The sequence below is a fragment of the Corynebacterium pilosum DSM 20521 = CIP 103422 genome, assembly GCF_000373805.1.
Classification (GTDB): Bacteria; Actinomycetota; Actinomycetes; order Mycobacteriales; family Mycobacteriaceae; genus Corynebacterium; species Corynebacterium pilosum.
The window spans coordinates 84541-100873 of the sequence record NZ_KB892450.1 but is presented as its reverse complement, the minus strand read 5'-3'; the positions used below and the strand labels follow the sequence as shown (position 1 = coordinate 100873).

Genomic DNA, 16333 nt, shown 5'->3' with positions numbered 1-16333 from the left:
CCCTGTCCCTTTCCCCGCCCCCTTTTTTCGCAAACCGATATAGTCCTCGCTACATAGTGCGGGTAGGTTATTGAAAACCTAGTGGTACCGCGCAGTATGGGCCGAGGACTATATCGGTTTAGTGGCGGCGTGCATCGCTACGATGCCGAAGGTAAGATTCTGCCAGCCGCAGTCTTCCCAACCGTTCGCGTTGATCTCGGCGGCAAGGCCCTCCTGGTCGGGCCACGCACGGATCGATTCGGCCAGGTATTCGTAGGCCTCCCCGTTGGAGGAGACCACCTTGGCGATCGCCGGCAACGCCCGCATCAAATACTCCTTGTACACGGTGGAAAACACCGGCACCACCGGAGTGGAAAACTCATTAACCACCAGCGTGCCCCCGGGTTTGGTCACCCGCGCCATCTCGCGCAGCCCCGTCCGGAAATCGTGAATATTGCGCAGCCCATAGGAAATGGTGACAGCGTCGAAAGATTCATCGTCGAAAGGCAAATGCATCGCATCGCCGACGACCTTCGGAACATCCCGATCCCGGCCAGCCTCCAGCATGCCCTGGGAAAAGTCGCAGGCCACGCACCATGCACCGGACTTCGCCAGCTCCACCGTGCTCACCGCCGTACCCGCGGCCAGGTCCAGTACCTTCTGGCCGGGCTTCAAATTGAGGCGTTCGCGGGTGCGCTTGCGCCAGTAGCGGTCCTGCCCAAACGACAAGATCGTGTTCGTGATGTCATAGTTTTTTCCCACATCGTCGAACATTCCCGCGACGTCGAAGGGTTGCTTATCCAGATTCGCCTTGGCCATAGGTAGCCAGTGTAATCGACGCCTAAAGTATGGTGCGGGGTATGTCTACACCTGAAACGCGTTCCCGAACTAAGGAGACTCCGCGCCGCTTTAGCCTGGCGATGCGTCTGATTCTGCCGGCGGTGTGGCTGGGCATCATCGTCGCCATCGACGGCTTCGAAGCACCCCTAAAATTTCAGGCGCCGGGGATGACGATCCCGCTGGGGCTGGGCATCGGCAAGCTGGTGTTTACCGCCATGAACGCAGCCGAAATCATCCTCGCCGTCTGGCTGCTGTGCAGCGCGTTACGCACGAAGTTTGTCCACCCGGACCTGGGCTGGGTGTGGGCGCTGATCGGCCTACTCGCGCTAAAGGTGGCCGTGGTACGCCCGATGCTTAATATTCGCACCGAAGCTGTCATCGCAGGCGAAGCCGCCCCGTTTGGCTACATGCATTCGGTGTATATCGTGGTGGATTTCCTCATCGTGGTCACACTCGTGGTGTACCTGTGGAGGCAGTCGCGCCTACTGATCAACCCCTAGTGCTACGCGACGTCGCGGGAACCCAGCGCACGGGCAGCCCACGCAGGCAGTTCCGGCAGCCCGATAAACGGTTGCGGGCTGCGCGTTTCAAAGGATTCGATCGCGTCTTCGTAGTAGCCCAACAGCTGATCGCCCAGCGCCGACCACGTCTTATCCTCCACGGAGGCCCGCGCGTTGCGGCGCAGGTGATCGTGACGGCTGGTGTCTAGGAGCCACTCGGCGGCGGTGGGGAGTTCGCGTTCGAAGGTGCCCACGTCGAGCAGCAGCCCGTTGTAGCGTTCCTGGACCAAATCCACAGGACCGCCGGCGCGCGGCCCGATCGTCGGCACGCCCGAAGCCTGCGCCTCCTGAATCGCCTGACAGAAAGTCTCAAATTCGCCCGTGTGCACGAAGAGGTCCAGGCTGGCGTAGGCACGCGCTAGGTCCTCCCCGGTCAGCGCGCCCGTGAACACGGCGCCGGGCAGTTCGCGCTCCAGGTTCTCCCGCTCGGGCCCGTCGCCGACGATGACCAGTTGCACGTCACGACGACCCACCAGCGGACGCAGCCGAGAAACGGACTTCTCCGCGGCCAGCCTGCCGACGAATCCGACGATGTGCTTGCGGCCGGTGCGGTCCCACTGGCGGCGCAGTACCGACGAACGCTTCTGCGGCTGGAACAGCTCCGTGTCCACCCCGCGGCCCCAGTGGTGGATGTTGTTGATGCCGTGGCTTTGCAGTTCCTGGATAGCCATCGACGAGGGCGCCAGGGTCAGTTCTGTCATGTTGTGTAGTGTGCGGGTCCATTCCCATGCCGCGTTGGAGAGCGCTGTGAAGTGGTACTTCGTCGCAAAGCCTGCAACGTCGGTCTGATAGAGCGCCACGGCGGGCAGCCGAAGTTGGCGTGCGGCAACGGCCCCGGCGCCGCCGAGGACGAAGGGGCTGGCCAAGTGGACGACATCGGGTTTGAACGCGGCCAGGGATTCGTTGACAGCTAAGGTGGGCACGCCGATCGGGAGGGAGTCGACAAGCGGGAGGCGGACCGTCGGCACACGCACGATAGGAGAGCCGAGGTAATCGGGAACCTCTTCCTCAAAATCGCGGGCGCCCGGCGCGACGACCATCGCGTCATGGCCGTGTTCCTTGAGGTGTTCCAGGACTCGCAGGACGGAGTTGGTCACCCCGTTGATGTTTGGGAGGAAAGATTCGGCAACGATTCCTACTCGCATAACGGCCATCATCTCCTAGGCACACTAACGTTTTCTTGACCTGCGGGTAACTCTAGGTGAACTCTTCCCCAGCTTATCGACGCCGACCCACGCCAGCACAGCGATAAGAGTGGAGACCACCGCAACGCTGAACGCCGGAATGAGCGAAAGGGTCCACATGCGGCCCTCCACTTTGACGAGGTCCGGGTCGCTCTTCGCGTAGGTGACCCAGACCTGTTGGCCCTCCCCCAGCCCGGACGGGTAGAGCAGGCCGGTCGGTGGCGAGTGGTAGCGGCCGTTTTCATCCTGGTAGTCGACGGCGGTGCGGATCGGGCTGACACCGGTGACGGTGGCCATGCCGCGGCCGGGGTCGCTCATGATGATGGCGTCGTTGATCGCCGGGCCCACCACCATGGCTGCAGCGCCGATCATCGCCGCTGCGTAGAGCAGGAGGATCAGCTGGTGGAGGCGGCGGCGCATCATTACTTATTCAGCCTTTCGGCCAGGCTGCGGCGGGTATCGCGTTGGGTGCGGGCCTCGATCACGGTGATCGGGGCGGGGGCTTCGTCAACGGCCATCAGGTGTTCGAGCAGTTCGCGCAGGCTGTCGGCGCGCAGGTAGTCCACGTTATAGCCCGCGGCGAGGGCCTCGATATCGGCCTCGTGCGGGGTGCCGAAGCCGCGTTCGAAGGCGTCGCGGACAGGATCTGCGCCGACTTCGAGGGTTTCGAAGATGCCGCCGCCGTCGTCGTTCGCTACGACGATGGTGAGGTTGCCAGGGCGCGGTTCGTCGGGGCCGATGAGCAGCCCGTTGATGTCGTGCAGGAAGGTCAGGTCCCCCATCAGGGCCACGGTGCGCGGGGCGCGGATCTCGTCGGGGTGCAGCGCCTGGGTCGCCAGGGCAACACCGACGGCTTGGGAGATGGTGCCGTCGATGCCGGCGGCACCGCGCGCGGAGTACGTGGAGACGCCGTCGAAGGGCAGGCCGACGAAGCTAGCGTCGCGCACCGGGTTCGAGCTGCCCAGCACCAGCGAGTCCCCCACGCCCAGAGTGTCGGCCACGGCGGCGGCCACGTGCAGGCCGGTAAAACCGTAGGCCTCGTCGGCAAGCGCATCACGCACGGTCTGCGCGCCCACGTCACCGGCAGCTTCGCACACCTTCAGCCAGGTATCGCTAGGCTGGCCAGTGGTTTTCACCCGGGTGCCGCGCCGATCCGGCTGGCCCGTGAAGGTCTCGGTGCGCGACAGGCCAATCACGTCGATCTCGGGGTCGGCCAGCAGCGCCATCACGTCGCGGTGCAGCGTCGGATGCCCCACGACGACCACCTGTTCCGGCTTCGTGCGCGCCGCAAAATCGCCACCATCGTGACTAATTTCCACCGCACTCTGCGCGAAGAAGCGCGCGGCCAGCGGGTGCACCTGATGAAACGGGGTGGGGGCGGTCGGCTCGGCGATCGTCGGCACGTGCTCCAGCCCCGGCACCTCCCACGCCTCATCACCGGCGATGACCAGGGTATCTTTGTCCAGGTCAAGCTCGACTTCGCCGTGGTCCACGCGTTCGCTTATCGACGACAACCTGCCCGGCCCCACCAGGCGCCCCGCTGTACCAGTTGGCTGTGGAAGTTGATCGGGCACAAGCGGGGTATCCAGGGCGACGTTGATGTGAACCTGGTCGGCGGAAAAATCGAGACGCTCAACATCCGCCGGCTCAGAAACGGACTGGGTGGCGGCATAGCGGCCGAAAATGCCCTCCTGCCAGATCGTCTGCGAAGCGCCGGTACCTAGCAGGCGCGCGGGCCGATCAGCGCTCACGATCAGCAGCGGAGTGTGCGACATGTGCGCCTCCACCACCGACGGCAGGCAATTCGCCACCGCGGTACCGCTGGTCATCACCACGGCGACATGGCGGCGCTGCACCCGCGCAATGCCCAGCGCGGTAAAGGCGGCGGAACGTTCGTCGATACGCACATGCACGCGCAGATCCCGGCGCGCCAGCAGCGCGTAGACCAGCGGGGAGTTGCGGGATCCGGGGCAGATCACCACGTCGGTGACATGATCGGCGATCGTGCCGACGACTGCAGTGGCCAGTGCGAGCGATTCAGACATGCGCCTTAGTTTACAGAGGCAAAAAGGTCCGCACTTTCGGCCGGGGTCCCCACCGTGATCTCCTCACCCAGCTGGATGAGGCGGTCGGCCTGGGCCAGCACCGCCAGGTTGTGCTCCACGACGACCACCGTGTTTCGCTTCTCGACGAGCCGGCGCAGCTCCGCGATCAACTTCTCCGTATCGGCCGGGTGCAGGCCCGTGGTGGGCTCATCCAGAATATAGAGGGTGTGGCCGCGGGAGGTGCGCTGCAACTCGGTGGCCAGCTTGATGCGCTGGGCCTCACCACCGGACAGCTCCGGGGCGCCCTGCCCTAGACGCAGGTAGCCCAGGCCAATGGCTTGGAGCGCGCGCAGCGACCTATCGATCTTCTGCTCCTCAGCAAAGACCTCGCGGGCCTCATCGACGGTCAGGTGCAAGATGTCGGCGACGGTGTGGCCATTCCACGTGACCTCCAGCGTCTCCTCGTTATAGCGCTTCCCACGACAATCCGGGCACTGCGTATAGCTGCCGGGCAGGAAAATCAGCTCCACCTCAATCTGGCCCTCGCCCTGGCACGTCGGGCACTGGCCCTGCTTGACGTTGTAGGAGAAACGGCTCACCGTCCAGCCGCGCTTCTTCGCCTCCGGCGTCGACGCGAAAAGCTTCCGCACATGATCGAACAGGCCCGTATAGGTCGACAGCGTGGAGCGCGCGTTCCGGCCAATCGGCTTCTGCGTGATCACAACGGTGCGATCGACATGCTCCGCACCGCGCACAGAGCCCTCGAACTCCAGCTCAGACTCCTCGCCCAAAAGCGCCGGCAACACCCCACTGACCAGCGTCGACTTACCCGTGCCCGACAACCCCGCCACCGCCGTGAACTGGCCCAGCGGGATCTCCACATCCACGCCCCTCAAAGTGCGCACCGTGATCCCCTCCAGCTCCAGCACGTGCTCCGGGGCGGGGGCCTCGTCGTTAAGCGACAACGTGGCATCCAGCGCGCGCCGGGTAGGCGTATCGACGACAAACCCGTCCAGCGGGCCCGAATACAAAATCTCACCGCCGCCCTCGCCGGCTCCGGGGCCCACGTCGACGATCCAATCGCACTGGCGGACCAAATCCATGTCATGCTCCACCAGCAGCACCGAATTGCCGGAGTCCAGGAGGCGGCGCACAATCCCGATCACCGCCTGGCGCTCGCGAACGTGCAGGCCGGCCGAAGGCTCATCCAACACATACGTCACGCCGAATAAACCGGTGCGCAGCTGGCTGGCTAGGCGCAGACGCTGCAGCTCGCCCGCAGATAGGGTGCTTGAGGCTCGATCCAACGTGAGGTGGCCCAACCCCAGCTCCACGGCAGACGTGAGGATTGGGCGCAGCTGGCCGATCAGCAGGCGTTCCGCCTCAGTGCGCGGCTCGCCGAGCAGATCGTCGATACGCGAAAGCTCCAGCGCGTTGAACTCGTCGATCGGCACCCCGCGAAACGTGACCGTCAGCGCGGCCTGATTCAGGCGGCGGCCATCGCACGTCGGGCACTGATGTGTCTCCATGAAACGCAACGTGCGGGCGCGCAAAGTATCCGACTCCGTCGTGGACAACGTGTGATTCAGGTAGCTAGCCACACTGCGCCACTGCCCCTGATACGTCTTCTCCACCTGCTCAGCGGACCGCACCGGATGCACCGTCACGATCGGACGCTCCTCCGTATACAAAATCCACTCGCGCGTGTCCTGCGGAAGATCGCGCCATGGGCTGTGCATATCGACGCCCAACGTGGCCAAAATATCGTGAAAATTCTTCCCCGCCCACGCGCCGGGCCACGCCTCAATCGCGCCCTCGTCGATCGATTTGCTCGGGTCCGGCACCATCGACGCCTCCGTCGGCTCATGCACCACACCCGTGCCCTGGCACGTCGGGCACATGCCACTCGTAGTATTCGGGGAAAAGCACTCCGCGTCCAGATGTTCCTGGGCTTTCGGGTAATCGCCGGCGCGGGAAAACAGCAGGCGCACCAGATTCGACATCGACGAGACCGTCCCCACCGACGAGCGCGCATTCGGCTGCGCCCTGTTCTGCTCCAACGCCACCGACGGCGGCAACCCCTTCACCGCCTCCACCTGCGGATCCGTCGCACCTGCGATCAGGCGGCGGGCGAAAGGCGCCACCGACTCAAAATAGCGCCGCTGCGCCTCACCATGAATCGTGCCAAACGCCAACGACGACTTCCCCGAACCAGAAATCCCCGTGACAGCCACCAGCTGCCCACGGGGAATGCGCACATCAACGTGCTTCAGGTTGTGCAGGTGGGCGTCGCGGACCTCAATGAAACCATTCGTCGCATCATGCATGCGTCCCACCGTACGCGTGCGGATTACTGCAGCGCGTTCTCCAAGTCGGTGAGCAGACCGTCCAACCACTCCTGCGCGTCCTGGGCGCCCTCGGACACCTCAGGCGGGATCGTCGTGGGGATCTCGCTTGGCAGCTGCGGATTACCCTGGTCATCGCGTGGCAGAATGTCACGCGGGATCAGCGGCGCGTCCTCCGTCGTAGTCTCCGTCTGGGTGACGGTGACCGGTGGTGGTGGCGGCTGGTTCGCTTCCTGCGCCGCGCCCCGCCACATAAAGAACAACACGATGGTCGCCAGCACCGCCAAGACCGCCACGATGCCCAACACGATCATGCCGGTGTCGGACTTCTTCTCCGGCTCCGGCTGATAGCTGCGCTGGTCAGGGCGGTAGGGCTCGTCGTAAGGCTCATAGCCCTGCCCGTAACTCGGCTCAGAGTAGCGCTGCGGGAACTGCTGGTGCGGTCGATCGTCTTCAGGTCGTCCGAACTGGCGTGTCTGGTCATCCATGGGCGCCACTTTACCGCGCAATCAAGCACGCGTGGGCCTCGCGCACCCGCTGGAACCACCAATCTTTGCGATCAGGCGCCGCCCGCAGTTCATGCAGCCGCGCCGGATCGGGCTGGACAGGCGAGATGGTCAGGCGCCCGTCGACAAGCTCCCCCGGATCCACCACGTCCTCGGCGAAGAGGCGCTGCGTCGCCAGGCCCGCCGCCCGCGAGCCCGTCAGCTGCGCCGCCACCAGACCAGCGTGGATCCCCACCGCCGTGTCCAAAGCACTGGCCACCGTCAACGCCAGATCCAGCCGGCGCGAAATCTCCACCAGCCGGCGCACCCCACCCAGCGGCGCCACCTTCACCACGGCCACGTCGGCGGCCTCATATTCGGCGACGCGGTAGGGGTCCTCGGCTTTGCGGATTGACTCGTCGGCGGCGATCGGCGTATCGACGAGTCCGCGCAATCGCGCCAGCTCCTCCACGGTGGCGCACGGCTGCTCCATATATTCGAGCTCTCCCAGCGTGGCGGCGGCCTCTACTGCCTGGTCCACGGTCCAGCCCCGATTCGCGTCCACCCGGATCACGGCATCCGGCATGGTCTTGCGTACAGCGGAGACGCGCGCGATGTCGTCGTTAAGCGTCTGCCCGGCCTCCGCCACCTTCACCTTAAACGTGCGCACGCCCGGGTAGCGCGCCATGACCTCGGGGACGCGCGCCGCGTCGACTGCTGGGATCGTGCCGTTGACCTCGACCGATCCGCGCGCCTCCGGCAAACCCTCGAACGCGACCTCCACGCCCGCCGCGAGCCAGGCGCTGGCCTCGGCCGGCCCGTACTCCAGGAAGGGGGAAAATTCGCCCCAGCCGGCGGGGCCGTCGATGAGCAGTGCTTCACGACGATCAACCCCGCGGAACCGCACCGCCATCGGCAGTGATACAACGTGGGCGCGCTCCAAAATCTCATCAACGTCAACCATGCAGATAAGCTTAGGCCCTATGAGCTACTCCACCGAGCAACCCTTTGACCCTTCGCAGTGGAAGGTGGTCGACAGCTTCGCCGAACTAACGGACATTACGTACCACCGCCACGTGGGCTCCTCGCGCGCCGACGGCATCGTCCGCATTGCCTTCGACCGCCCCGAAGTACGCAACGCGTTTCGCCCCCACACCGTCGACGAACTGTACCGGGCCCTCGACCACGCCCGGCGCGACCCCTCCGTGGGCGTTGTGCTGCTGACGGGCAACGGGCCCTCCGAAAAAGACGGCGGCTGGGGTTTCTGCTCCGGCGGCGACCAGCGCATCCGCGGCCGCTCTGGCTACCAGTACGCCACCGCCGACGACGATTCTGCGGTGGACGAGGCCCGCGCCAAGGCCGAGGGCGGCCGCCTGCACATCCTTGAGGTGCAGCGTCTGATCCGCACCATGCCCAAAGTGGTCATCGCCGTGGTCAACGGCTGGGCGGCTGGCGGCGGCCACTCCCTGCACGTGGTGTGCGATATGACCATTGCCTCCCGCCAGGAAGCCCGCTTCAAGCAGACCGACGCCGACGTCGGCTCCTTCGACGCGGGCTACGGCAGCGCCTACCTGGCGAAGATGGTCGGCCAGAAATTTGCTCGCGAGATCTTCTTCCTGGGCCGGACCTACACGGCCGACGATATGTACCGCATGGGTGCCGTCAATATCGTGGCCGACCACGGCGAGCTCGAGGCCGAAGCGATCCAGGTGGCGCGTGAGATCAACGGCAAATCCCCCACCGCGCAGCGCATGCTCAAGTTCGCTTTCAACCTTGTCGACGATGGCCTGATGGGCCAGCAAGTCTTCGCCGGTGAGGCCACCCGCCTGGCGTACATGACCGACGAAGCCGTCGAGGGCAAGGAGGCGTTTTTGGAAAAGCGCGATCCCAACTGGGAGGAGTTCCCCTTCTACTACTAGCCGGCTTCATAAGAATCGGAGCGTTTCGCTGTGGACGCTGATCTCCAACCGATTCCGGTTGGAGATCAGCGTTGTGCTGCGACGACTAACTGCACTCTGCTTTCTACCTCGAACACCCGAAATAGTTCCACCAGATGCTTCTTCACGGTGGACACCGAGATGTGTAGCTTGCGCGCGATGCGTGTATTCGATTCGCCAGCAATAACCAGGCCCAGTATTTCCTGTTCCCGTTCAGAAAGTACGCGTCGGCACTGTGGCTCAATGGCTGGAATGAGGAATTTTCCCAGTCGTGGCGCCAATTCTGGCGAAATGAACCCTCTGCCACGATATGCTCCTGCGGCCCTGTCTTCAGGACCATCCCCGATGCGCCAGCCCTGAGCATTTCAATCAGGTTGAAATCTTCATCAAACGATGTCATTCCGACGATGGTCGGAGGATCATCGCTTGCTGCCACCGTGCGCGTGAACTCAATCCCTGACATTTCGGGCATCCGCACGTCGCACATGATCGCTCTGACTGGCTGCGTTTCGATCGCTCTCAGTGCTTCGCTGCCCGAGGTGTGAAAGCAGGCCTCCACCCCTAGACGTCGGGAAGCAAGCTCCATAACCCAACGGGCGACGGCTTCATCGTCGTCAAGCACCAAAAAATGCACCATCTCGAGCCTTACTGTCGTGCCATGGGAATTCCAATGCCGCCACCGCCATCCCATTAGCTTCTCGAAAGTAAAGACGTGCGCCTGCTTCCAACGCTAACCCCCTTGTAGTTCTGCCGGCCTCGGCGTTTTGACATCATTACAGACTAGAAGCACGCCGCCCGCACTCGTCGTCTCTAAGGTGATCTGAGCTTCTGATTCCGCATACTTCACAGCGTTGGTAAGAAGTTCACGAGCTACCACCGCAACAAGGGGATTGACGTCGCACCGCCCGTTGATTCCCTGCGTAGAGACGTGCAGCTCTGCTTTTCTCAGGCTTGCAACGCCCTCCCGAACCTCAACAACGAGATCGGTGGTTGAGTGCATCGGTGTCGGAGTTTTCAGGTCCCGCAACGTTTCTCGCAATCGCAAGGCAGCTCGCCGTGCTTCCCGAGCAACGTCAGGGTGGGCATCTTCTGCAGCCACCACCAAGCGGGTCAAACTATCACCGACCCCCATATGCAATTCACGCGCGATTTTGAGGCGCACACTCGTTTCTGCTGCAGTGGTTGTCGCAGCCATCCGCACCGACAGCTGCAAACAACGTGCTTGCAGCACCCCCACCAGAGAAGCAACCCCGCAACCTGCCGCGACGGCACCCACTGCAATCTCGGTGCTGCCTACCACGCCGCAAGAAAACTCCCCTAAAAGAAAAAATACGGCGAGCATAGTAGCCGCCGCACCCGCAGCTTTCCACTCCCGGTTTGCCACGAATACTTCGACGAGGATGAACCCCAGCGACATCGTAATCAAGGCAAGTGGTGAGCCTTCAGAAAATAATGCCACAACCACTGCCAGGAGGAAGACATTCCCCAGAGGGGGATAGCCTGGTGTAATAATCATCGCCCATGCAATGACAAGGCCTCCAGCCCAAACAAAAGCAAATTGGCCTGGCCAGATCCACCAGCAAAGAGCGACGATGGCAAGTGAAAGAAGAAACTCACCGCGCCCACTGCACAAAGTCACTGGGATCACAACGCCTGAACCACTAAGTCGGCCACAACTCTTAGCAGGAAGTACACCAAAAACGTAGTTAACACGAAGTTAATCACGACCAGGATATTGACGTTGCCAATCCCCTTTTTGCGAAACCCTCGCGCCAAATAGACCGACCCAAAGATGGCCAAACATCCTGACAGCATGATAGAAGCCACGATGGATAATGACTCGTGCTGGAACGCAATGCCGGCGACGTAGGCAACAACCAACACAACGAGCAGCAGAACTAAGTTCTTCGTCTTAAAATCCGCGAAAGCCATGTCAACAACCCTACCTTCCGTACCACTTCACACTCGCCCTTTAGGCTAAAGGCTTCTTCGGGTCAGACGTAGGCCCCGGCGTGAAAAGTGGCCAGGTGGCCACCCCTCCCCCAACCCACCCGCTACGCTTGGTGCCCATGACCGATTTCCTCGCCGACAGACTCAACAACCACGCCATCGCCGTGACCGGCATTTCCCCCTACGGCTTCGGCAGCGCGGACATGTTCTGGGAGCTTCCCGACGGGTGGAGCGACGTCACCGAACTCACCCAGGGCGTGCCACCCGAGCAGTCCGGCGTGATGCTATTGCGTGCCGACGAACCCACCCACGGCTTCTACCAGAACGTCGCCACCTATACATGGGTGCTCGACGGACGGGTGCCTTTCGAAACGATCTTCACCGGGCTCAAAGAACCGGTGCCGGTGGATGCGGGGCAGGTGTCGTCGTTAAGCGCAATCGATCACGCAAGCGACACCCATGCCGAGGCGCGCCTGATCACGCGCTTCAACGACGATGAGCGCGACATGGTCTCCACCACCTTGTTCACCTGGTACAAGCTGGACGGGACGGGTACGCGTTTCGACGATCCCTCGGTGCTGATCCAGCGCACCCTGGTTGCTGTGGATGCGCAGCAAGAGCGCGTGCCGACGTTCACTCAGCTGCCCGATAGCGTGGACAAACTGGGCCAGTAAATCAGCCCGGCTAAGGTTATCGGGTGTGAATCGATCGTCGCATGTTCTGGAAACCCTGCCCGTCAGCCTTGCGGACCCGACCGCCGTGCTCCCCGATCTAGAGCAGGCCATCGCCGGGGAACGCAGCCTGCTGCCCGTCCCCGCGGAGGACCCGGCGCGCACGCAGGTGTTGAAGGCTTCGCAGCGCGCTGGCCACGATATCGACGCGGCGATCGCCCTGGTGGTGTCCACGTCCGGGTCGACGGGCACGCCGAAGGGCGCGCAGCTCACCGCCGCCAACCTGGTCTCCAGCGCGGATGCCACGCACCAGTTCCTCGGCGGGCCCGGGCAATGGCTCCTTGCGATGCCCGCCCACCACATCGCCGGCCTGCAGGTGCTGATCCGCAGCCTCATCGCCGGGGTCGAGCCCGCCGCCTGCGACCTCACCGGCGGCTTCGACATCACCGAATTTGCTGCCCTTTCCCGCGAACTCCACGAGACCGGCGATCGCTGCTACACCTCGCTCACACCCATGCAGCTAGATAAGGCGATGCGCACCCTCGAAGGCATCGAGGCGCTACGACTTTTCCACGGGGTCCTCGTCGGCGGCGCCGCCACCAGCCCGAAGCTACTGCGCGCGGCCGAGGACCTGCGCATCCGCGTGGTCACCACGTATGGCTCCAGCGAAACCTCCGGCGGCTGCGTGTACAACGGCCGCCCCATCGCAGGCGCGCAGGTCAGGCTGGCGGAAGACGACAACAATCGGATCCACCTCGGCGGCCCCATGATCGCCCACGGCTACCGCAACCTCCCCGAACACGAGGCGTTTGCCCGCAAGGGCTGGTTTGCCACGTCGGACGCCGGTTCGCTTGTCGACGATCAACTGCTGGTTACGGGGCGGCTGGACACCATCATCGACTCCGGCGGTTTGAAACTGCACCCAGAGGTCGTCGAAAAGCACATGCTGGCCCTCGAGGGCGTGGACGCCGCGTGCGTGGTTGGTGTGCCGGATGACCGGTTGGGGCAGCGCATCGTCACCGCATATTCGGGAACGGCTTCGCGGACCGATCTGCTGGAGGCCTTTGAGGAATTGCCGCGGTGGCAGGTGCCGAAGGAGATTCTGCATGTGGATCAGATGCCGCTGATTGGGCCGGGGAAGGTGGATCGTCGGAAAGTTGCGGGCCTGTTTAGGATGTAATGCATGACTACCTCCAGTTCGGCCTCCTATTCGGCAACGCGTCGCGATTGGTGGGAGGCTGCGCGCCCCCACACGTGGGCGAATGCGTGGGCACCGGTGATCGTCGGCACGGGCGCTGCCGCCTTTGCCGGCGGGGCGCACTTTGGGCGGGCCCTCCTGGCGTTGGTGGTGGCGTGGGCGCTGATCATCGGCGTGAACTTTTCGAACGACTACTCCGATGGCATCCGCGGCACCGACGACGACCGCACCGGACCAACTCGCCTGACCGGCTCCGGGCTTGCCGACCCGCAGGCTGTGAAACGCGCCGCCTTCTTAAGTTTTGGTGTGGCCGCGGTGGCGGGCATTCTCTTGTCGTTGTGGTCGGCGTGGTGGTTCATCCTCGTCGGGGCGGTGTGCATCGCAGGGGCGTGGTTTTACACCGGCGGTAAAAACCCCTACGGCTACCGGGGCCTTGGTGAGGTCGCCGTGTTCGTCTTCTTCGGACTCGTCGCGGTGCTGGGTACCGAGTACACGCAGGCCGGGGCGATCAGCTGGGTCGGAGTGGCCGCGGCGGTGGGCACCGGGTCGATCTCCGCGAGCGTGAACATGGCCAATAATATCCGCGACATCCCCTCCGACTCCGCCACCGGCAAAATGACCTTGGCGGTGCGGCTTGGCGACACCAACGCCCGTCGCCTCTTCGCCATCCTGTCGCTCGTGCCCTTTGTGATGACGCTGTTCATCGCCGCGGCCTACCTACCGACACTGATCGGGCTCATCGCGCTCCCCCTCGCCCTGCACGGGGCCATTACCGTATTGAGAGGCGCGCGCGGAAAAGACCTCATCCCAGTGCTCGGCATCAACGGTAAGGCCATGCTTGTGTGGGCCATCGCAACCACGGTGGCCCTGTTCTTCGGCGCGCTCGGCTAACCGCCGCGCACCAACCTGATCGCCCCGCCCTTCGCCGCGGGATGATTGTTCAACACCGGCTTACCGCCGAACGCCGGCATCCAATAATCCAGGCCATCAATCTTGTCGATGTGCCCATAACGCGGCCGGTCACGGTCATCGTCGTTACGCCCGTTGTGGAACTCGCACAGGCAAGTGAAGTTCTTCATCTCCGACTTCCCGCCGTGTTTAAAGGCCGTGATGTGGTGCATCTGGGATTCGTCGGCGGGCCGTCCGCAGCCGGGCCACGCGCACACCGGTGTTTTCAGTCGCTGGCGCAGCCTTTGTTTGACGGTGGCGAAGCGGGCCTCGTCGGAAAGCCGGTACAGTTCTAGATCTTCCCCGCTGATCGGGTCCACCAGCAGCGCGTAGCCCTGGGCCGAAAGGTGGGCACGGACGAAATCGGCGCCCGTCATGGTGGTGCCGTTCGTCATCGACAGGCGGACCTCATCCAGCCCCATCTCTTCCCAGCCGGCAACCTCCTCATTGAGCGGGATGATGATCGCCGGATCCAGCACCGGTCCCCCGCCCGCAGAATCAGAGGCGGCCAGCTGCAAAAACGCCTCGGCAGGATCCACGCCGGTTTCGTCGGCAAGCGCATGCGCCCGATCCAACGCCGCCTTCGCCAGGTGGGCAGGCCCGCGCACGGACACGTCGGTGAGCGTCGAATCAGGCACCGCCTTGTGCCCCAGCTTCATCTCCGGGTTCGGCTTGGTGGGCGCGTTATAGCCGGCGAGGAGCTCGTCGGCACGCGCATGCAGGCCACGGATGTCGGCAGGCTCCCGGACCAGGGCCAGGCGCATCGGCCAGGCGTGCTTATCGTCGTCAAGCTTGCCGACGAGGCGTTCAATCTCCAGCAACGTATTAATAGTGTGCTGGTTGTCGCGGCCGGCCGTGCGGGCGTTCGCCTGCTTCCGCGTGGACTGGGTGGGGCCACAATAGACTTTGCCCAGCTTCTCGATCTGCTTGGCCAAGGTCCGGTCGATGCCACTGCGGCACAGGTCGATGACGCTGCGGCCGTGAGCTGCCTCAATGACAGCCATGCCGCCGCGCCACTGCGCTGCAAAAGCTTCGAATGCGTCCATGGCTTCGACGATAAGACAGCGCGAGCACGTGCGCGGGGGCGGAATGGAAATCTGTGGATAACTCGCGCGCTTTGCACACTAGAGTGGATGAAACCGCGGATTGTGGATAACTTTCGCGGCGTTGTTGCGTTATGTGCTAGTGGCGTTGCCTACCGCGGCGGGATGCTGGGATACTGCTTGGAAGAGTCGACACAGAGAGGAAGCGACACATGCTGGATGTGATTACGGGCTTCGCAATAATTTTCGCGGTGATCGCTACCGGCTACTTCCTCGCGCGCAAAGGCGTGATCGGGCCGGGCAAGCAGCGCCTGATGTTCAACAAGGTCGCCTTCTACGCGGCCACGCCGGCGCTGCTGTTTTCTTCGGTGGCGGGCTCGGACGTGTCCACCTTCTTCTCGCCGGTGGTGCTGGTGGTGCTGATCTCCACGGTGGCCACCGCCGCGATCTACTGGGCACTGTCGGCGGCCTTCTTTCGGCAGGACGTTCCGACGACCACCGCTGGCGCGGCCTCGGCCAGCTACTTCAACTCCGTGAATATTGGGTTGCCGATCTCCATCTACGTCATCGGCGACGCCACCTGGGTCATCCCGGTGTTGGTGCTGCAGATGGTGGTGTTCACACCCTTTGTGATCGCAGGGTTGACGGTCGACGAATCGTCGTCACGCTCGCGCTCTGGAAAAATCGTGGACGCTATACGCTCCGGGGTGACGTCGCCGGTGGTGATCGCGCCGCTGCTCGGCGTGATCGTGGCGTGGCTGGGGATCACGGTGCCGCAGCCGGTCATGGCGCCGATTGAGCTGCTCGGAGGCGCGTCCATTCCGATGATCCTGATGAGTTTCGGCGCTTCCCTGCACGGCGGCACGGTGCTGGACCACAAACCCGACCGCCCCGCGGTGATCACCGCGACGACGCTGAAACTGATCATCATGCCGATCATCGCTTTTGCCACGGGGTGGGCGATGGGCTTGCCGACGGACCTTCTCTACGCCGGCGTGATCCTCGCAGCGCTGCCGACGGCCCAGAACGTGTACAACTATGCGGCCACATACCAGCGCGGGGAGATCGTGGCGCGCGATACCGTCTTTCTCACCACGTTCCTGGCGATGCCCGCGATGATCCTGATCGCCCTTCTATTCGGTAACTAG

Annotated in this window: 18 protein-coding genes; 6 read left to right on the top strand and 12 right to left on the bottom strand. The window is 63.6% G+C overall.

Features of this window, described 5'->3' with window-relative positions; genetic code table 11:
• Positions 1 to 108: 108 nt before the first annotated feature.
• A complete protein-coding gene (locus tag B097_RS0105730) occupies positions 109 to 798 on the bottom strand; it encodes a demethylmenaquinone methyltransferase (RefSeq protein WP_018581588.1) in 690 nt (229 codons plus the stop codon).
• Between the two features lie 41 nt (positions 799 to 839).
• On the opposite strand from B097_RS0105730, the gene B097_RS0105725 reads away from it, so the two are divergent.
• Positions 840 to 1319 carry a hypothetical protein gene (locus B097_RS0105725; protein WP_202593329.1) on the top strand — a complete coding sequence of 160 codons (480 nt, stop codon included), beginning with the start codon at positions 840 to 842 and terminating at the stop codon, positions 1317 to 1319.
• Between the two features lie 2 nt (positions 1320 to 1321).
• On the opposite strand, the gene B097_RS0105720 is transcribed toward B097_RS0105725, so the two are convergent.
• From B097_RS0105720 to B097_RS0105695, 6 genes are read right to left on the bottom strand one after another with little or no spacing between them, the layout of a single operon-like run.
• Positions 1322 to 2524, bottom strand: coding sequence for a glycosyltransferase family 4 protein (locus tag B097_RS0105720; protein ID WP_026254342.1), 1203 nt, complete (start codon positions 2522 to 2524; stop codon positions 1322 to 1324).
• A gap of 24 nt (positions 2525 to 2548) precedes the next feature.
• Positions 2549 to 2986, bottom strand: coding sequence for a DUF3592 domain-containing protein (locus B097_RS0105715; protein ID WP_018581585.1), 438 nt, complete (start codon positions 2984 to 2986; stop codon positions 2549 to 2551).
• Positions 2986 to 4608 carry a 2-succinyl-5-enolpyruvyl-6-hydroxy-3-cyclohexene-1-carboxylic-acid synthase gene (gene menD / locus B097_RS0105710; RefSeq protein WP_018581584.1) on the bottom strand — a complete coding sequence of 541 codons (1623 nt, stop codon included), beginning with the start codon at positions 4606 to 4608 and terminating at the stop codon, positions 2986 to 2988. The genes B097_RS0105715 and menD overlap by 1 nt, the downstream gene beginning before the upstream one ends.
• 5 nt (positions 4609 to 4613) lie before the next feature.
• Complete coding sequence (locus B097_RS0105705; RefSeq protein WP_018581583.1) at positions 4614 to 6935, bottom strand: ATP-binding cassette domain-containing protein; 2322 nt, start codon at positions 6933 to 6935, stop codon at positions 4614 to 4616.
• 23 nt (positions 6936 to 6958) lie between these two features.
• Positions 6959 to 7441 (bottom strand): hypothetical protein, encoded by a 483-nt coding sequence (locus B097_RS0105700; RefSeq protein ID WP_018581582.1) that lies wholly within the window; start codon positions 7439 to 7441, stop codon positions 6959 to 6961.
• 10 nt (positions 7442 to 7451) lie between these two features.
• Positions 7452 to 8402: an o-succinylbenzoate synthase gene (locus tag B097_RS0105695; RefSeq protein WP_018581581.1), complete on the bottom strand. Its 951-nt coding sequence runs from the start codon at positions 8400 to 8402 to the stop codon at positions 7452 to 7454.
• 19 nt (positions 8403 to 8421) lie between these two features.
• On the opposite strand from B097_RS0105695, the gene B097_RS0105690 reads away from it, so the two are divergent.
• A complete protein-coding gene (locus B097_RS0105690) occupies positions 8422 to 9357 on the top strand; it encodes a 1,4-dihydroxy-2-naphthoyl-CoA synthase (RefSeq protein WP_018581580.1) in 936 nt (311 codons plus the stop codon).
• 65 nt (positions 9358 to 9422) lie between these two features.
• Here B097_RS0105690 and B097_RS13875 read toward each other — a convergent pair whose 3' ends face one another.
• From B097_RS13875 to B097_RS0105675, 4 genes are all read right to left on the bottom strand, one after another.
• Positions 9423 to 9560 carry a response regulator transcription factor gene (locus B097_RS13875; RefSeq protein ID WP_350339256.1) on the bottom strand — a complete coding sequence of 46 codons (138 nt, stop codon included), beginning with the start codon at positions 9558 to 9560 and terminating at the stop codon, positions 9423 to 9425.
• Entirely contained in the window at positions 9500 to 10012 is a 513-nt protein-coding gene (locus tag B097_RS13125; protein ID WP_026254341.1) for a response regulator, read from the bottom strand. The genes B097_RS13875 and B097_RS13125 overlap by 61 nt, the downstream gene beginning before the upstream one ends.
• A gap of 93 nt (positions 10013 to 10105) precedes the next feature.
• The gene (locus B097_RS0105680; protein ID WP_018581579.1) at positions 10106 to 11023 is read right to left on the bottom strand and encodes a sensor histidine kinase; all 918 of its coding nucleotides are present in this window, start codon (positions 11021 to 11023) and stop codon (positions 10106 to 10108) included.
• Positions 11020 to 11307 (bottom strand): hypothetical protein, encoded by a 288-nt coding sequence (locus B097_RS0105675; RefSeq protein WP_018581578.1) that lies wholly within the window; start codon positions 11305 to 11307, stop codon positions 11020 to 11022. Before B097_RS0105675 ends, B097_RS0105680 begins: the two co-directional genes overlap by 4 nt.
• Before the next feature lie 137 nt (positions 11308 to 11444).
• On the opposite strand from B097_RS0105675, the gene B097_RS0105670 reads away from it, so the two are divergent.
• Genes B097_RS0105670 through B097_RS13610 form a run of 3 tightly spaced genes read left to right on the top strand, consistent with a single transcriptional unit; the run spans position 11445 to position 14085 of the window.
• Positions 11445 to 11999: a hypothetical protein gene (locus B097_RS0105670; RefSeq protein WP_018581577.1), complete on the top strand. Its 555-nt coding sequence runs from the start codon at positions 11445 to 11447 to the stop codon at positions 11997 to 11999.
• Positions 12000 to 12024: 25 nt separating this feature from the next.
• The gene (menE, locus tag B097_RS13615) at positions 12025 to 13176 is read left to right on the top strand and encodes an o-succinylbenzoate--CoA ligase (protein ID WP_018581576.1); all 1152 of its coding nucleotides are present in this window, start codon (positions 12025 to 12027) and stop codon (positions 13174 to 13176) included.
• 3 nt (positions 13177 to 13179) lie between these two features.
• Positions 13180 to 14085, top strand: coding sequence for a 1,4-dihydroxy-2-naphthoate polyprenyltransferase (locus tag B097_RS13610; protein WP_018581575.1), 906 nt, complete (start codon positions 13180 to 13182; stop codon positions 14083 to 14085).
• Here the strand turns inward: B097_RS13610 and B097_RS12565 are convergent.
• Entirely contained in the window at positions 14082 to 15188 is a 1107-nt protein-coding gene (locus tag B097_RS12565) for an HNH endonuclease signature motif containing protein (protein ID WP_018581574.1), read from the bottom strand. The genes B097_RS13610 and B097_RS12565 overlap by 4 nt on opposite strands.
• 209 nt (positions 15189 to 15397) lie before the next feature.
• On the opposite strand from B097_RS12565, the gene B097_RS0105650 reads away from it, so the two are divergent.
• Positions 15398 to 16333 (top strand): AEC family transporter, encoded by a 936-nt coding sequence (locus B097_RS0105650; RefSeq protein ID WP_018581573.1) that lies wholly within the window; start codon positions 15398 to 15400, stop codon positions 16331 to 16333.